Genomic DNA, 15,333 nt, shown 5'->3' on the forward strand with positions numbered 1-15,333 from the left:
GCTGAGTTGAATTGGGGAACCCATACATGGCACGGACGGGCGAAACCAAATGCCGTAGCCTCCAGATATTCTGAGGTTAGGCAGAAACCTATCAAGGATTGTGAAATGTCACTAGCAACGCTTATTGAGTCAGACCGCAAGCATCTCATCCATCCGGTCGCCAACTACCGAGCACATGAGAAGCGTGGCGTCACCGTTCTGGAACGCGGCAAAGGCGCCTGGTTGTACGACGCCGAGGGCAATGAGCTGCTCGACGCGTTCGCGGGACTCTGGTGCGTGAACACCGGCTACGGTCACGAAAGCATCGTCAAAATTGCGGCGGAGCAAATGGCAAAGCTGCCATACGCGACCGGCTACTTCCATTTCGGCTCTCAGCCGGCAATCGAGCTTTCCCAGCGTCTCGTAGAACTTTCGCCGCAGAATCTTCAACACGTCTACTTCTCGCTGGGGGGTTCGGACGCGGTGGACTCCGCTCTGCGTTTCATCACCCATTACTACAACGCCATCGGCCGGCCTAGCAAGAAGCACTTCATTGCTCTGGAGCGAGGCTATCATGGCTCGACCTCCATTGGTTCGGGCCTGACTGCAATCGCCAGCTTCCATCGGAACTTCGATGTGCCGCTGCCGACTCAGCACCACATTCCGTCGCCATATCCGTATCGCAGCGGGACGCCGGACGATGCGCAAGCCATCATCGCAGGCTCGGTGAAGGCGCTTGAAGACAAGGTCGCTCAACTCGGCGCTGACAATGTGGCGGCATTTTTTTGTGAGCCTGTTCAGGGCTCGGGCGGCGTCATCGTGCCGCCGAAGGGATGGCTCAAGGCGATGCGCGACACGTGCAAGCGACTTGACATCCTGTTTGTGGCAGACGAGGTCATTACTGCCTTCGGCCGTACAGGTCCGATGTTCGCGTGCGAGACCGAAGGAGTGGAGCCCGACCTCATGACCATCGCGAAGGGCCTGACGGCTGGTTACGCTCCGATGGGCGCTGTCCTGATGTCTGACGCCGTGTACCAAGGCATCGCCGACGGCAGCAAGCCCGGCGAAGCAATCGGTCACGGCCAAACCTACTCCGCGCACCCCGTGAGTGCGGCCATTGGACTCGAAGTGCTGCGCCTTTACACCGAAGGCGGCCTTCTGGCGAATGGGCAAGCGCAGGCGCCGCGTTTCGCGAATGGCCTGGACAGTCTTCTCGACCACCCACTTGTTGGTGACTCACGACACGCTGGCCTTCTGGGCGCAGTGGAACTGGTTGCGGACAAGGCGACCCGAGCACGCTTCGACCCCGCGCTGCACCTCGCCGACCGGATTTTCGACGCCGCTGCTCGCAACAAGATTATCTTCAGGGCGTTCGGGGACAATATTCTCGGCTTCGCGCCGGCCCTCTGCTACACGGCGGGCGAAGTCGACATGATGGTGGAGCGGGTTCGCAAAACGCTCGATGACGTTCTGGAAAGCGCCGACGTGCGCCGTGCGATTAAGAGCTAACGCCCGTTTCAGTAAGTTGCACGGGTGATAAGCAACGTATTCTTTGAGGGTATCGAGTATGGAACTGAGACTGAAACGTGAAGAACTTCTGCGTCGGCAGAACCTGATTGGTGGCGAATGGACGGATGCGGCCAATAACGCCCGCTACCCGGTTACGAATCCCGCTACCGGTGAACTCATCGCCGAAGTTGCAAACAGCGGAAAGGCCGACGCACGCGCGGCGACGGACGCGGCAGCAAAAGCGGCCAAGGACTGGCGTGAACGTCTGCCCCGCGAACGTGCCGAGATTATCCGCTGCTGGCACGCTCTCATTGTCGCTAACACCGAGGACCTTGCGACAATCATGTCCATGGAACAGGGAAAGCCGATGGCTGAGAGCCGCGGTGAAGTGGCCTATGGCGCATCCTACGTCGCCTGGTTCGCAGATGAGGCAACTCGCGTCTACGGCGACCTCATCCCGCAACAACAGCGCGGCAAGCAGATGCGCACCATCAAAGAGCCTGTCGGGGTTGTCGCGGCCATCACGCCGTGGAACTTCCCGCTCGCGATGATTGCACGCAAGATTGCTCCTGCTCTGGCAGCAGGCTGCACGGTCGTCGGCAAGCCCGCAGAAGACACGCCGCTGACGGCCCTCGCGCTTGCAGCGCTTGCTCAAGAAGCGGGTGTTCCCGCCGGCGTTCTCAACATGCTCAGCGCGTCACGCGACCAGGGCATCGAAGCGGTAGGAGACTGGCTTGCCGATGAACGCGTCCGCAAGATTACGTTCACGGGCTCCACGGCGGTTGGGAAGTATCTCGCTCGCGAGTCGGCCGGCACGCTGAAGAAGCTTTCGCTGGAACTGGGCGGAAACGCTCCCTTCATCGTCTTCGACGACGCGGACCTCGATGCCGCTGTGGTCGGCCTGATGGCTGCAAAGTTCCGTAATGGCGGACAAACGTGCGTTTGTCCGAACCGGATTTACGTGCAGGCGGGCGTATTCGACAAGTTCGCTGAGCTCCTCGCCGCACGAGTGGGCGCACTCAAGGTCGGGCCAGCGACCGACCCGCAGTCGCAAATCGGGCCGATGATTAACGTGAGGGCAATCGACAAGATTGACCGCCACGTGAGCGACGCTGTTTCGAAGGGTGCAAAAGTGTTGACGGGTGGCAAGCGTCTGATGGAGATGGGGCCGAACTACTATGCTCCGACGGTATTGGCGCATGCGAACAACGAGATGCTCGTCACCTGCGAAGAGACTTTCGGGCCTGTAGCCCCGTTGTATTGCTTCGAATCCGAGGAAGAGGCAATTCGCCTGGCTAATGACACGCCTTTTGGTCTCGCTGCGTACTTCTACACGCAAGACATGCGGTGTGCTGACCGCGTCTCCCGCGCTCTCGAAGCGGGAGTCGTTGGGATGAACGAAGGGGCGGTGGCAAGCGAAGCGGCGCCGTTCGGCGGTGTCAAAGAGTCCGGTTACGGCCGCGAGGGCTCGAAGTATGGCCTCGACGACTACCTGTCAATCAAGTATATCTGCCAAGGCGGTCTCGACTAAGGTAGCCGGCCTGCCGCGAGGCCATCATCCAGCACGGACGGTGGCCTTTTTCTTCGCCGCTCAGAACGCCTGGCGAACGCCGACGCGTACAAGTGCGATTCAGTGAAGCAGAGCCGTCAGCTCGGACGCGCACCATTTCTGGAACGCGGCGGCCCGGCCGTAGTTAATGTGGTATCCAACGGCGACGACCGCCCTGTGGCTCAACAGGTACTTGCTCCGGTCGTACTGTTTGACATCGATGTCTGCGTTGATTTCGCCGGTCGCGCCGACTTGCCAGAGCAACTGGGCCGCCTTCTCGGGCTTGATGCCAAACAGATGGGCAACTTGATGGAAGTCGAACCAAGCCACGTTCTCGTTCAGTTTTCCGTGGATTGTCCTGCTGCTAGAGTTGCAGACGTACTGAACCCTCGTCATCCCGCACATGCTCCGTTAGTCGTCTTCAGACATCAACTTGTCGAGCGGCACTGTTTGCTTGACGAACGTTGACCGAATCACGATATAGCTGAAATACTTCTCGATTCCGATATTGCGGTCTACCAGCTTTTCGATGACTTCCTGGTAGTGCCCGATGTTCTTGACGATGGACTTCAGCAAGTAGTCGTATCCACCACTGACCAGGTGACACTCCGTAATCTCATCAAAGTCCCGCAGGTTTGCTTCGAAGCGCGTGAAGTCTTCGCGCCGGTGGTCGTGCAGCATGATTTCGGTGAACACGGTCACCGTGCTGGTCAGCTTGGCCAGGTTCAAATGCGCCCCGTAGCCAGAGATGATTCCCGCTGATTCGAGACGCTTCACACGTTGCAGACAAGGGCTCGCGGACAACCCGACGGCGCTTGCAAGGTTGGCGTTCGTCATATTGCCGTTCCTCTGCAGTTCGGCAAGGATTTTGATATCGGTCCGGTCAAGCTTCTGTCGCATATCGTGCGTGCTCGAATTGGCTACTGTGTCAGTCGAAGGCGACTATGCTATCCGTTAGCCAGGTCCTCATGATGCGCCTTGACCAACTGCGCCATGCTCGTGAATTTATAGTCGACGGCTGGTTCGACAGATGTCTTCAGCGTTGCGCCGAATCCACGCTGCTCGTAGCGCCGGTGAATCCAGCATGAGCGAAGCTGCAGCTCACTCGCAGGCTCATGGTCGTGGTAGATGCTATCTGCGATATGGAGTGTATCGTCCTTCTTGATTCCCATCGCTGACAACGTCGAGAAAAGATACTCGAAGTTATTTCGCGATGGCTTGTATGACCCGACATCCTCGGCCGTCACGATTGCATCGAAATCAACCCCCAGCTTCGCGTTGCTCGCTTTGAAGCTTCGGTTATCCACGTTAGACAGGACCACCAGCTTGAAATATTTTTTCAGATATTGAAGCGTGCTAGCTGAGTCTGGGAAAGCGGGCCAATCGCCGACCGAGGCACCATATGCAACCGCTTCATCCCAACTGTAACGTACGCTCCAGTCCTCCGCTAGACGCTTGAACACAACCCGGAGAAGTTGGTCGTAGGGCATCGCAGGCGTGATTTTCTGCTGATACGACTCATGGCGCGCGTGCGCTTCAAGGATTTCGTCACGCGTTAGAGGTTCTGCCACCCTCGATGCGAGTTCCGACAAACCTGATGCGATGCCTGACTCCCAGTCAATCAGAGTCCCGTAGCAGTCGAATGTGAGTGCCTTGAAATCTGTCAAAGCCACAGCGCCTCCTGTGTTTCAGTATCTTCAAAAACCCCATCACGCGGCAATGGTCTTGTCAGCATCCTGAATACGAGAACAGCACGCGTGTCTTCGATGCCGACAAGACATTATTGTCTTACTTCTTCGAAAATGCTTCCTCGTGTGCCTTGGCGAAATCCGCCATGCTGTTGAACCGGAAGTCAATTTTCGGCTGCGAGCCAGGGTTCATCGTCGCACCGAAGCCCGTTTGCGAATGACGGCGGTAAATCCAGCAGGATGCGAGCCCGAACTCATTCGCGGGTTTGTGGTCATGGAAAAGGCTTTCGGCCGTATGAAGGATTTTCTCCTTTTTTATCCCACGGTCGCCGAGCTTTTCCAGCATGTATTCGAAGTTTCGCGGTGATGGCTTATAAGAGCCAACGTCTTCCGCCGTGATGATTGCGTCAAACTCGACCTTCAGCTTGGCGTTGCTGTAAGTGAAGCTCTCGTTGTCGATATTCGATAGGATGACAAGCTTGTAGTGCTTTTTCAGGTACTGCAGCGCAGCCGCAGTATCCTCAAATACGGGCCAATTCCTGACGGACTGACCGTACGTCACGCATTCCTCGTGTGTGAACGACAGGCCCCATTCCTCGGCCAGTCGTTTGTAGACGATGGGCAGCAATTCCTGGTAGCGTTTCGCCGGCGTGTACTTCTGCTGCGAAGACTCGTGACGGGCATGCGCTTCCAATACCTGGTCTCGCGTGAGCGGCACCTTGGCGCGCTCGAGCAAGGGCCGCAGTCCCGCGAAGATGCCAGTCTCCCAGTCAATCAAGGTTCCGTAGCAGTCAAAGGTCAGTGTGTCGAAGTCGGTGAGTTCCACGGTAGCTCCTATCAGATGTCCAGATGAAGACCACAGTGTATTGAGCACGGACGGCAATCAGAACTTTAATCCAGCAGTCGAACAGCAGCTTTTACTGTCTTCATCAGGTTCCGCAGCAGGTTCTGCTGGACGTCCCGGTCGCTTTGTTGCTCGCGGAGGCGACGACATGCCACCGCGCGGGAACCTCATTTGAAAACAAAGACACTCGCTTACGGCCTGTTTATCTCGTCTCTCTAAAAGCTACGAAACGCCATCGTTGAATTACTGTTTCAGGCAGGAAGACAGCGGCAGGTAGGTGCTGCAGATTGGTCATTTTGGGAGAGACAAGATGGCCCTTTTTGGTATTGCGATGACGATTCTGATGTGGAGCACGCTTGCGACTAGCGTTGACCTCCTGCACGGCATACCCATCTTGTTCGTCAATGGTATTGCTTTGACGATAGGCGGCGTTATCGGTCTGCCATGGGTGCGGCATTGGAAGCTACCCCTGGGCCTTCTGCTGCTCGGAAGCGGGTTGATGTTCGCCTACCACGTCATTTACTTCTTCGCGCTAAAACTCGGCGACCCCATCGGCGTGAGCCTCGTTCATTATTTGTGGCCGATTATTATCGTGTGTATGGCTGGCCGTCCATCATCCGGAGAAGGAGAGCGCCGAACTCTGTTCCTCAGTGCTCTTCTCGGCTTCGGGGGGGCAGCTGCCGCGTGTTGGTCGGTCCAGCAGCCGCTCTTGGCAAGCGACCCAACAAGCCTTGTCGGCCAACACGTCCTCAGACAAGCCGCCGCATACTTCCTCGCTTTGGTATCAGCGTTCGCTTGGGCCGGATACTCAATACTCGGCAAGCGTTACAGCTCCGTCTCCAGCCTCTCGGTTGGTGCATTTTCACTACCCGCGGGATTGGCGTGTCTCGCATTACATTTTGCGACGAGGGAAACGCCGAGCTTGACGGCACAGGACTGGCTAGTTCTGGTCTACATGGGCGTAGGCCCCATGGGCCTTGCGTTTTACCTTTGGGATTTCGGAATGAAGAAGGGAAACACGGGCACAACGACTGCGTTGAGCTATGCGACACCCGTCCTCTCGACCATATTTCTCGGGTTCCATGCGGAACAAAAGTTATCACCTACGTTGTGGCTAGGCGTCGCCATGGTCACTGCTTCCATAGCCTTGGCTCGGAGCGGCAAGAAGGCCCGAGCGAAGAAAGACAAGCTCTACGAAGTCAAAGGCACTGTTGGGTCGAGCGGCGACGCTCCTACGCTCTGACTGAGTCGTGAAGACCTTACTTCGGCTCCTGACTTGTAGGCGGCGAGCTAGGCTTGGCGATTCGTGGGTGTGTCGGAGCGCAGCTGAGCATTCAGCCGACCCAGCCATTAAATTGATGCATCTCTCTGCGCAAGAGAAAATGAGTAAGCGCATCGTCATGCGGGATGTTCGTAGCGATGCGTTCGACAAAAAGGATTTGCTGACCGGATAGGATGCGAGCCGGATAGACGGCGAAGTCAGAAGCGTCGACTATTGTCGCGAGACCGATGCACGCGGTGGGTGCAGCGGCGCTAAAGGGAGACTTTCCGTGCGCACGACAGTTTCTTCACATGAAAGCAGAAGCTTGCGATACCTGGCGACGCTGTGGATGGGAGGCTGTGTCGCGCTCGGAGCCGTTACTGTGACCTGCGGCCTTCTGGAGCAGGAACTGGGCACCGCCGGCTTCTTTCTGCTGGTTATCGTTGTTCTCCTGTCCCTGCTGGACAGCTTCATCTCATCGCTCATTTTCTCGGTTGCCGGCGCCGCGTTGCTCGGCTATTTTTTCATGGAACCCATCAATAGCTTCCACATCAGCAAACCCGGGGATTTATTCTCCCTTGTTGCCTTTCTCGTCACGTCAATCGCAATCACCACCCTCGTCAGGCGGATTGGCCGCGTGGAAAAGACGCAGCGCGCGCAGGCACAACTGCTGGAACTGACACACGACATCATCATCGTGCGCGATAAAAATAACGTGATTACGTACTGGAACCAGGCAGCCGAGACACTCTATGGATGGAAGAAAGAAGAGGCGATTGGCAAGTTCATTGACGAATTTCTGTGTTCGGCGTTCCCGCTGCCTCGAGACGAGCTCCAGCGGATTTTTCTTCGCGACGGCCAGTGGGAGGGCGAGTTAGTCCACACTAGGCGGGACGGCACCAAGATAATCGTGACGAGCCGCTGGGCGCTGCAGCGCGACGGCGCAGGAAATCCGTTGGCCACGCTTGAGACCAACAACGACATCACGCAGCGCAAGCATGCCGAAGAACTGCTCCGGAAGAGTCAGGCGCAGTACTTCGCCGAAGCGCAGAAGCTAAGCAGGACCGGCAGTTTTGGCTGGAATGTCTCGAGCGGCGAACTCCTCTGGTCCGACGAGACTTTTTCTATCTTCGAATACGACCTGGCGGTCGCGCCCAGCGTTGAACTTATCAGGCAGCGGGTGCATCCCGACGATATGCCCCTGTTCGAGGAGAAGATTGCAAAGGCACGCGGTTTCACCGTCGACTTTACCATCGAGCATCGTCTGCTTTTTCCCGATGGACGCATCAAGCACCTCCACGTCGTTGGGAGGTCAGCGAGCGGTCAGCCGGACAATAGAGCGTTCATCGGGGCCGTGATGGACGTGACGGCGGCGAAGCAGACAGAGGAGCGGTTGCGGCATGCGCAAAGCGAACTGGAACGCGTAAGCCGGGTAACGGCGCTGGGTGAGCTGAGTGCATCAATTGCCCACGAAGTGGGACAGCCCCTGGCCGCCATCGTAACAAGCGGTGAAGCATGTCTGCGCTGGCTGCATCGCCAGCCTCCGAACATGGAAGAAATAGAGGGTTGCGTGAGCCACATGACAGACCAGGGGAATCGAGCTGCAGAAATCGTGCAACGTGTGAGGGCGCTCATGAAGGGGGCGCCGCCGGACCGGGCAGCGATTGCAATCAATGACGTGGTCGAAGAGGCGATTATCCTTATCAGGCGGGATATTGAGCGGCAGAGTGACTCGCTGACACGTCGGCTTGCCAGGGACCTACCGCTGATACGGGGCGACCGTGTGCAGCTCCAGCAGGTGCTCGTCAATTTAATCATCAACGGTCTGCAGGCGATGGCGAGCGTCGACGGCAGGCGCGAACTCATCGTCCAGTCCCGCCTTGACCCTGAAGGCAATGTTGTCGTGGCGGTAAGGGATTCGGGGGCTGGCATCCCGGAGGCCAATCTTCCGCAACTCTTTGAACCGTTCTTTACGACACGCAGTTCCGGCATGGGAATGGGGCTGGCTGTTTCCAGTTCTATTGTTGAAGCCCACGGTGGGCAAATCTGGGCCTCCAACAACCCTGACGGTGGTGCGACGTTCTCGTTCAGCCTTCCGCCATCCATAGAGGAGGAGGTGTGAAAGTGACACACGGCGACCGGCGTGCACATGGTTCGGTTCACATAAAAATTCGTACGATGTCACTGAACGCCGTTGCGCAGTAATCTGCTGATCAGGAGAGACGGGCGGCACCGACCACACGTTATGCCGAGAGAGAATAGTCGAGGGCCTCGTTTTGCAAATTACGCCAGTCGTTTCGATTGTCGACGACGATTCAGCTGTCCGTGTCGCGTTAGGCGGCCTTATCCGGTCGCTTGGCTGGCAGGTGCAGATGTATGAGTCGGCAGAAGAATTTCTTGCATCCGGGCAGGCCGCCCATACCTCCTGCCTGATTTCCGACATCCGCATGCCCGGGATGTCGGGTATCGAGATGCATGAGCGCCTTTGTGCCCAGGGACATGCCCCGGCCACCATCTTTATCAGTGCATATCCGACGCCGGCATTGCAGGCAAAAGCGGCGAGTAACGGCGCACTTGTGTTGTTGCAGAAGCCTTACCAGGCCACTGCAATGATTCACTGGCTCTCGGTCGCTGTCGGAAATCCCTAGCGAGTCATCGACGCTTTGCAGAAGTGCTAACGCACGACGGCGCTCAATGATGACCGCGGTGGAACAGACGGGGCTGGATACCACGCGATTCGGCCTTGCGGCCAAGGTCTGGCATCGAGCGCGCATTCATCTTGCACATTACCTGTCCACGGTGAACCTTGACCGTGATTTCGCTCAGGCTCATCTCGGTGGCAATCTGCTTGTTCAGCAGGCCGGAAAGCACAAAGGCCATCACCTCTTTCTCGCGCGATGACAGGGGATTGGTACGAGGCGCGCAGGCTGGCTAACGTGGCCTCTGCCGCGAGCCGCTCACTGTCTTGTGCCAGCGCTAGAGCCACTGCGTCGAGCATGTCCTGGTCGTTGAACGGGTTGGCAAGGAAGTCCAGCGCGCCGGCCTTCATCGCCTTCACTTCCATCTCGATGTCTCCATGACCTGTCATGAAGACGACGGGAATGCGCATGCCGCTATTGACGATTTCCTGGTGAAACGCCATGCCGCTTTTCCCGCGGAGCCGCACGTCGAGGATGAGGCAGCGTGGCCCGGTGGAGCGAGGAAACCGGAGAAATTCGTCCGGGGACTCGAACGTTTCGACGCGCAAGCCTACTGAGCGCATAAGCGTGTAGAGGGCATGCCCGATTCCCTTGTCGTCATCGACGACAAAGACGACCGGACCGTCGGCTCCAGCGGTTTCAGTCGTCATTCGGTGGGTCGGACCAGCAGTCATCTGGGTACCGCGCGAAGCCGCAACGCGGTCGCATCACATCGCATGATAGTGGAGGGGGTACTCACCATCGCCGGACAGCGCGGCAAACATCACGGTACCTTCCAGCAGAATCAGCGGCAACCCATCGAAATTACCTACGAGCCAGGGCCAGGGTCAGAGCCATCCGTTGACGAACCGAGGAACAAGCACCGATTCCCTCAGTGTGTGCCGCCCCCAACGACGACCGATGAATGGTTGACCTTTTCGCCACCGTTCCACCCGGCCGAAATCTGACGCGTACTGTCCTTCAATTCCGGGACGTCCGGGCATCGTGCTTGCTGTAAGGTAATTGTATTAAAGACGCGCCGCCTGTAGCGTCGCATCGGACCTTGGAGCACGTTATGAAAACGCCGGATGCAACGTCGCGCGCGGGCGGCCTCGTTGCGGTGGTGGTCCTGTCCGCAGCTTTGTCCGGTTGCTACTACTACGCGCCCTACGGCTACGTTCCATACGGCGAAGTGGCGGCGGCCGCGCCGCAGCAATATCCTTTCTCGATGCCCGATGCAGCCGCAGCCGGTACAGCCGCGTCAGATGCGACTGCGTCGGCGACCACATATATCGCACCAGCCGTGCCCGTCTTCGTCGCCCCTGCGTATTACCCCGTCGCGTATCCGTACTACGGACGGCCCGCGTGGTGGGGGCCGTCGGTGTCGCTGAGCTTCGGCTATTGGGGCGGCTGCTGTTACGGCGGTGGCCGGCACGGCTACTGGGGCCGACACGGCTACTGGGGCCACCACGGCTATTGGGGTCACGGATATCGAGGCGGTCGGGGCGGTCATGGCGGCTGGGGTGGCCACGGATACCCCGGGCGTGGTATGGGTGGCGGCCATTACCGGGGCGGTGGCGGAGGCCACGGGCATTCGCATTGAACGCTAACAGAGATGCGCTCGTGTTCAACAGTTCCCCCGACAGCTGAGCCCGTGGATGAACTGGACGCAGCTCGCCAACGCGCGGCAGCGTCGCACCGTGCGGTGACTAGTTTCAGCCTTCATTGCACGTCGACGAGTCTTTCAACACTTCCACTAACAATTAACTGGTGTATGAAGTTAAGCAGAACTATCTGCCAGCGGAAGAGCGCGGACTTCGAAATTTGACTACAAGGCCTTTCTGGCGGGGCTGTCAATTGCCCGCGATAGAGAGTGAGGCTAGGCAGGTCCCGCGCGTTGAAGCGAAGCCCCGGAGCCCTTGGGGCTGCGCTGCTGCCGTTATGTCCTGTTATACTTAGATATTAATTTGTAAAACTAACGTATAGGCAACGCCATTTAATAATATCGTATTACATAAGAAGCATTCTTGGCAGCGCCGCGAACTTCGCGTAATAAGGATATTGAATGAATGTGCTCGTCGTCGACGATAATGAGTTCGTCGCGGACAGTCTGGTCTTCCTGCTCGACTGCATTGGTCACCGCGCCGTTATGGCGCCCGACGGGGAGACTGCGCTGGAGCTGCTCCAAGCCGGCGCTTTCGACCTCGTTCTCCTGGACGAAAACCTCCCCGGCATCAACGGCAGTGCCGTTGCGCTGTCGCTGCTTGACAGGCCAGTCTTCCCCAGGCCCTTTGTTGCCTCGATGACGGGTGACAGCGATAGCAATGCAGAGTTTGCTCGGCTCTTCGATGTGTGTCTGCAAAAACCATTCTCTCTGGAAACGCTCTTGCGGGTCCTCGAAGACGCGCGGCGCGACAGCAATGCGAGCTGTCTTCTGGCAGCCTAGCCCCCCGTCATATCCGCAGTCCACAAACAGGATGACGAATTCCTCGCCGCCGTATGGTAGCCAGCTATTTTTCGGGATATCGATATGCCCAGGACTCCATACGACGTCTCTATGATTTGGGGCAGTACTGTCCGGATAACCGCGGTGGATGCCTGGCCGGGTACGGCGGGAACTGTCGAAAGCCTCTTTGCCTAACGTGGGCGAACGACCTTTCGCAACTGAAGCAGAGGCCCTGATGGCCGGATTTAGCTTGCTCAACGGCTGATTGAAAACGCGCTCGAACAACCGTGAGAGCTTACCCCTCCGCAGCGATGCGAAGGGTTCTGGGCTCATCACGTCGTATGATGGTGGCGAGGATCTGTTTGCGCACTTCTCCGAGTTTCAGGCACAAGGCTTCAAATCGCTGCGGGAAAACCAGAAGGTCAGCTTTGACGTGAAGCAAGGCCCGCGGGTAAGCAGGCGGCCAAACATACAGCTCATCTGACACCGCAGCGCTCTCGCTGTCGCGTGGCCACAGCATGTCATGTTGGTTCTCATCGGACGCGACTTCGCAAGTGGTTCGACTTGTCACCACTCACTGCCACCTCGGTCGGCTCACGTGCCTGGCCCCTGCCATTGACCGGCGCCACGGTCGAAATGGCATGTTTGAAAACAACTTGCACACCTGGACCAGACTCCAGCAGAACTGCAAACTGGTCAAAGGCGGCCAGTTGACCGTTCAGTCTGATGCCGTTTACGAGGAACACGTTTACCGCGGTCTTGTCGTTTACGAGCATCCGCAAAAAAACGTCCTGTACGGCCGGGGGTGCGGTCATGTTCGAGGTCCTAGCGATAGGTCCTTCGATTGTACCGGCGACACCTGGAACCGCCAGTCAATCCAGATGAAGTGCGTTACTGCGGCCCTGCGGCGTAGAGTCGCACCACGCGAACACGAACGGTCTGCGATTCTCTTCTCATTATGGATGTCTAATTGTCTCTCTTCGCTCAATCAGAAACTGCTCGAACTTGCTCGCATCGGCGGGGCTGGGCACATGGATATCGAAGCGCGTCTCAACGGCTGCCTTCCTGCCCGCGTCATCGGCATGACCGGTAATCGCCACAAAGGTCGTCGCGGCAAGGCACTCCAGTTGACGGAATGTCCGGACCAGTTGATACCCGTCCCATGTCCGGCAGTCCGATGTCACTCATGACTCCGTCACGATACGGCTTGCCGGTGCCTATTACCTGCCCGGATTCAACTCAGGGTGCCGGTGTGAGTAAGGCGCTCCGTACTTCAGCTCGTAGTGAACACCGACGCCAGTGCGCGTTGGCGGGAAGCGGTCACCCTCAACGCATGTGGCATCGAATGTCCGGCCCTCGTTGTCGCCACCTTCAAGAACGACCGAATAGACACCCGACACCGTGACGATTTCGCCGGGTTTGAAAGCGTCTGCCATGATGCCTCCTTTGCTTGCGCCTCTCATTACTCGGGCGAATCTTCATCAGTTGCAACGGGCATGCCCAGGAACCCTGCACCGCGCTGCTCGCCTTACGTTTTGAACCCGAGCAAGATTTCCCATCGAAAAAGTGTAGCAGTAGCTCTTTGCAGGGCGGTTTCCACGAGGTGCGGTTGGTCGTTGGCTTGCCTCTGCCCTACCAAACGACGTCCTTCCGCGGTCTCACGTGGGTATAGCGCTTGCTCACCTCTGTTAATCCCTATTTTGACAGGAGGAAATCATGAGCGCACTCGACCCGCAAGGAAGCCCGTCTGGCGCCGGGGCCCGCATTGTCGGCACGGGAGTAGGCGATGGCCCGGGCCCGGACGTCATGGCTGCGGACACCCTCGATGGAACCAAGGTGGTGACTTCCGATGGCGAAGACGTCGGAAAAATCTCGGACATCATGCTCGACGTTCGCGCTGGCAGGATTGCATACGCGGTGCTGTCCGAAGGCGGATTTCTTGGAATGGGCACGACGCTGCACGCTATGCCGTGGAGCGCATTGACACTCGATACCGATGCGAAATGCTTCCGCGTGGACATCAGCGCGCAACAGCTCAAGGATGACCCTGGTTTTGACAAGGACCATTGGCCTGCAATGGCAGATACAACGTGGGGGACTCAGGTACATCAGTATTACAACCGTTCTCCCTACTGGTCGGCGACGCGGGACCTCGACTCGGGAATAGACACCGATATTTGAACGCGCGAACCAACTGCATGGTGATAGCCGCGCCACGATTGACGGAAACGGCATGGCGCGGCAACCAAAATTTTCAGGAGGGATGCAGTCACGTTTGAACCAGATGAACGTTAACGGACAGACGAATCCTTCCTTCGAACGTTCACCCAAGTTGGAAATCATGGTGCCGTGGTCTTCACTGCCGTCCAGGACGAACTCTGCTGTGAACGAACGCATGTTTTCCGCTCCGGCGTATCGTGACTTCCCAGAAGACCCTATCGAAAAAAACTCTTTTTACGCGGGCCCTAGGACCGTCATCCACGATGGAAAAAGACTGCCATCCAGTCAATGGCTTGGATGTCAAAGGCAATTCTTTCTCGAAGAAAGAACTTAAAGACATTTCTAGCTAAACGAACTTATATTTTTCGCGACACACCTCGGTCGTAGCTAGGACCTCGGCGACCTCTGACGGAAAGCAATCGGCATCTTGCCAGCGTATTTAAGGGCAATCCGCGCTAGCCGAGGGTGCTACAAAGGCTCGATGTGGCGCTGACCGCCGCGGAGGTGCGTCACGTGTTCTCAAAAAGCACAATCGGCCCAGGACCACGCCGACAAGTTCTCGTCGCGTCAAGGAACTGCACGAGTTCGTGGAGGCCAGCATCTGGCTTCGTGTTCTCAGGCGCTCGGAGTAGTATGGTCATGTACAGCTAACCACTAGGAAGGGAGACCATGACTACCTGTCAGCAATGTGGTGGCCAAGGAAAAATCAAGTGCGAAAAATGTGGCGGGACGGGAAAAGTGCAGATAACTGAAATCGAGACTGTTTCAGACATGTCTCACACGTCCAACACCATCACGTGCCCAAAATGCGACGGAGGGCGGTGGCAGCTCTGTACACGATGTTACGGTTCCGGAGAAGTCCACAATAACGAGACCTCCGATACTTTCTACCCCGAAGGCAGAGATACTTGACGCGTGTTGTCGCTCCGCCTCCTGGACCACTCGCGAAGTTTTGGAGACGACCGGCCGCTCGCTGGTCTCGCGAACTTCGACACAATCTCCTTCAGGTCGACGTGGGCGCCGGACGGTCGACCGGGCGACGCCCATCAGAAGCATGTTCCTCGCGCAAAACCGAACGCCAGCCGTCAGGCGTCAACGGGCAGGACTGTTGGTACGTGTGCCCCCACTTCCGCGTGCGGCGCGTACTGCGGCGTCGCTG

General features: G+C 57.6%; 16 protein-coding genes and 1 pseudogene. 10 read left to right on the plus strand and 7 right to left on the minus strand.

What is annotated here, in order from left to right; translation table 11 throughout:
- Positions 1-105: 105 nt before the first annotated feature.
- Both P0D80_RS39665 and P0D80_RS39670 read left to right on the plus strand, forming a co-directional pair.
- On the plus strand, positions 106-1,488 hold the full coding sequence (locus P0D80_RS39665) for an aspartate aminotransferase family protein (protein ID WP_408291894.1): 1,383 nt from the start codon (positions 106-108) through the stop codon (positions 1,486-1,488).
- Positions 1,489-1,546: 58 nt separating this feature from the next.
- Positions 1,547-3,019 carry an NAD-dependent succinate-semialdehyde dehydrogenase gene (locus P0D80_RS39670; RefSeq protein ID WP_408291896.1) on the plus strand — a complete coding sequence of 491 codons (1,473 nt, stop codon included), beginning with the start codon at positions 1,547-1,549 and terminating at the stop codon, positions 3,017-3,019.
- Positions 3,020-3,118: 99 nt separating this feature from the next.
- Here the strand turns inward: P0D80_RS39670 and P0D80_RS39675 are convergent, their stop codons facing one another.
- From P0D80_RS39675 to P0D80_RS39690, 4 genes are all read right to left on the minus strand, one after another.
- Positions 3,119-3,367, minus strand: a complete 249-nt coding sequence (locus tag P0D80_RS39675) for a hypothetical protein (protein ID WP_408181779.1) — start codon at positions 3,365-3,367, stop codon at positions 3,119-3,121.
- An 81-nt stretch (positions 3,368-3,448) separates the two neighbouring features.
- The gene (locus P0D80_RS39680) at positions 3,449-3,937 is read right to left on the minus strand and encodes an Lrp/AsnC family transcriptional regulator (protein WP_408181781.1); all 489 of its coding nucleotides are present in this window, start codon (positions 3,935-3,937) and stop codon (positions 3,449-3,451) included.
- Positions 3,938-3,984: 47 nt separating this feature from the next.
- A complete protein-coding gene (locus P0D80_RS39685; RefSeq protein WP_408181783.1) occupies positions 3,985-4,710 on the minus strand; it encodes a haloacid dehalogenase type II in 726 nt (241 codons plus the stop codon).
- Between the two features lie 115 nt (positions 4,711-4,825).
- Positions 4,826-5,551, minus strand: coding sequence for a haloacid dehalogenase type II (locus P0D80_RS39690; RefSeq protein WP_408291900.1), 726 nt, complete (start codon positions 5,549-5,551; stop codon positions 4,826-4,828).
- A gap of 328 nt (positions 5,552-5,879) precedes the next feature.
- Here P0D80_RS39690 and P0D80_RS39695 point away from each other — a divergent pair, with 328 nt between their 5' ends.
- From P0D80_RS39695 to P0D80_RS39705, 3 genes are all read left to right on the plus strand, one after another.
- Positions 5,880-6,812: a DMT family transporter gene (locus P0D80_RS39695; RefSeq protein ID WP_408291902.1), complete on the plus strand. Its 933-nt coding sequence runs from the start codon at positions 5,880-5,882 to the stop codon at positions 6,810-6,812.
- 307 nt (positions 6,813-7,119) lie between these two features.
- Positions 7,120-8,952, plus strand: coding sequence for an ATP-binding protein (locus tag P0D80_RS39700; protein ID WP_408291904.1), 1,833 nt, complete (start codon positions 7,120-7,122; stop codon positions 8,950-8,952).
- A gap of 154 nt (positions 8,953-9,106) precedes the next feature.
- A complete protein-coding gene (locus P0D80_RS39705; RefSeq protein ID WP_408181790.1) occupies positions 9,107-9,478 on the plus strand; it encodes a response regulator transcription factor in 372 nt (123 codons plus the stop codon).
- A 43-nt stretch (positions 9,479-9,521) separates the two neighbouring features.
- Here P0D80_RS39705 and P0D80_RS39710 read toward each other — a convergent pair.
- Positions 9,522-10,203, minus strand: a pseudogene (locus P0D80_RS39710) (response regulator transcription factor).
- A gap of 380 nt (positions 10,204-10,583) precedes the next feature.
- On the opposite strand from P0D80_RS39710, the gene P0D80_RS39715 reads away from it, so the two are divergent.
- From P0D80_RS39715 to P0D80_RS39725, 3 genes are all read left to right on the plus strand, one after another.
- A complete protein-coding gene (locus tag P0D80_RS39715; RefSeq protein ID WP_408181791.1) occupies positions 10,584-11,111 on the plus strand; it encodes a hypothetical protein in 528 nt (175 codons plus the stop codon).
- A gap of 462 nt (positions 11,112-11,573) precedes the next feature.
- Positions 11,574-11,954: a response regulator gene (locus P0D80_RS39720; protein WP_408291907.1), complete on the plus strand. Its 381-nt coding sequence runs from the start codon at positions 11,574-11,576 to the stop codon at positions 11,952-11,954.
- A 265-nt stretch (positions 11,955-12,219) separates the two neighbouring features.
- Positions 12,220-12,438 carry a cold-shock protein gene (locus P0D80_RS39725; RefSeq protein WP_408291909.1) on the plus strand — a complete coding sequence of 73 codons (219 nt, stop codon included), beginning with the start codon at positions 12,220-12,222 and terminating at the stop codon, positions 12,436-12,438.
- 49 nt (positions 12,439-12,487) lie between these two features.
- On the opposite strand, the gene hfq is transcribed toward P0D80_RS39725, so the two are convergent.
- Both hfq and P0D80_RS39735 read right to left on the minus strand, forming a co-directional pair.
- Entirely contained in the window at positions 12,488-12,769 is a 282-nt protein-coding gene (hfq, locus tag P0D80_RS39730; RefSeq protein ID WP_408291911.1) for an RNA chaperone Hfq, read from the minus strand.
- 405 nt (positions 12,770-13,174) lie between these two features.
- The gene (locus P0D80_RS39735) at positions 13,175-13,390 is read right to left on the minus strand and encodes a hypothetical protein (RefSeq protein WP_408291913.1); all 216 of its coding nucleotides are present in this window, start codon (positions 13,388-13,390) and stop codon (positions 13,175-13,177) included.
- Positions 13,391-13,670: 280 nt separating this feature from the next.
- Here P0D80_RS39735 and P0D80_RS39740 point away from each other — a divergent pair, with 280 nt between their 5' ends.
- Positions 13,671-14,135, plus strand: coding sequence for a PRC-barrel domain-containing protein (locus tag P0D80_RS39740; RefSeq protein WP_408181799.1), 465 nt, complete (start codon positions 13,671-13,673; stop codon positions 14,133-14,135).
- A gap of 708 nt (positions 14,136-14,843) precedes the next feature.
- On the plus strand, positions 14,844-15,086 hold the full coding sequence (locus P0D80_RS52040; RefSeq protein ID WP_494478617.1) for a hypothetical protein: 243 nt from the start codon (positions 14,844-14,846) through the stop codon (positions 15,084-15,086).
- The last annotated feature ends 247 nt before the right edge of the window (positions 15,087-15,333 follow it).

It is taken from the genome of Paraburkholderia sp. RL17-373-BIF-A, assembly GCF_046030175.1.
GTDB lineage: Bacteria > Pseudomonadota > Gammaproteobacteria > Burkholderiales > Burkholderiaceae > Paraburkholderia.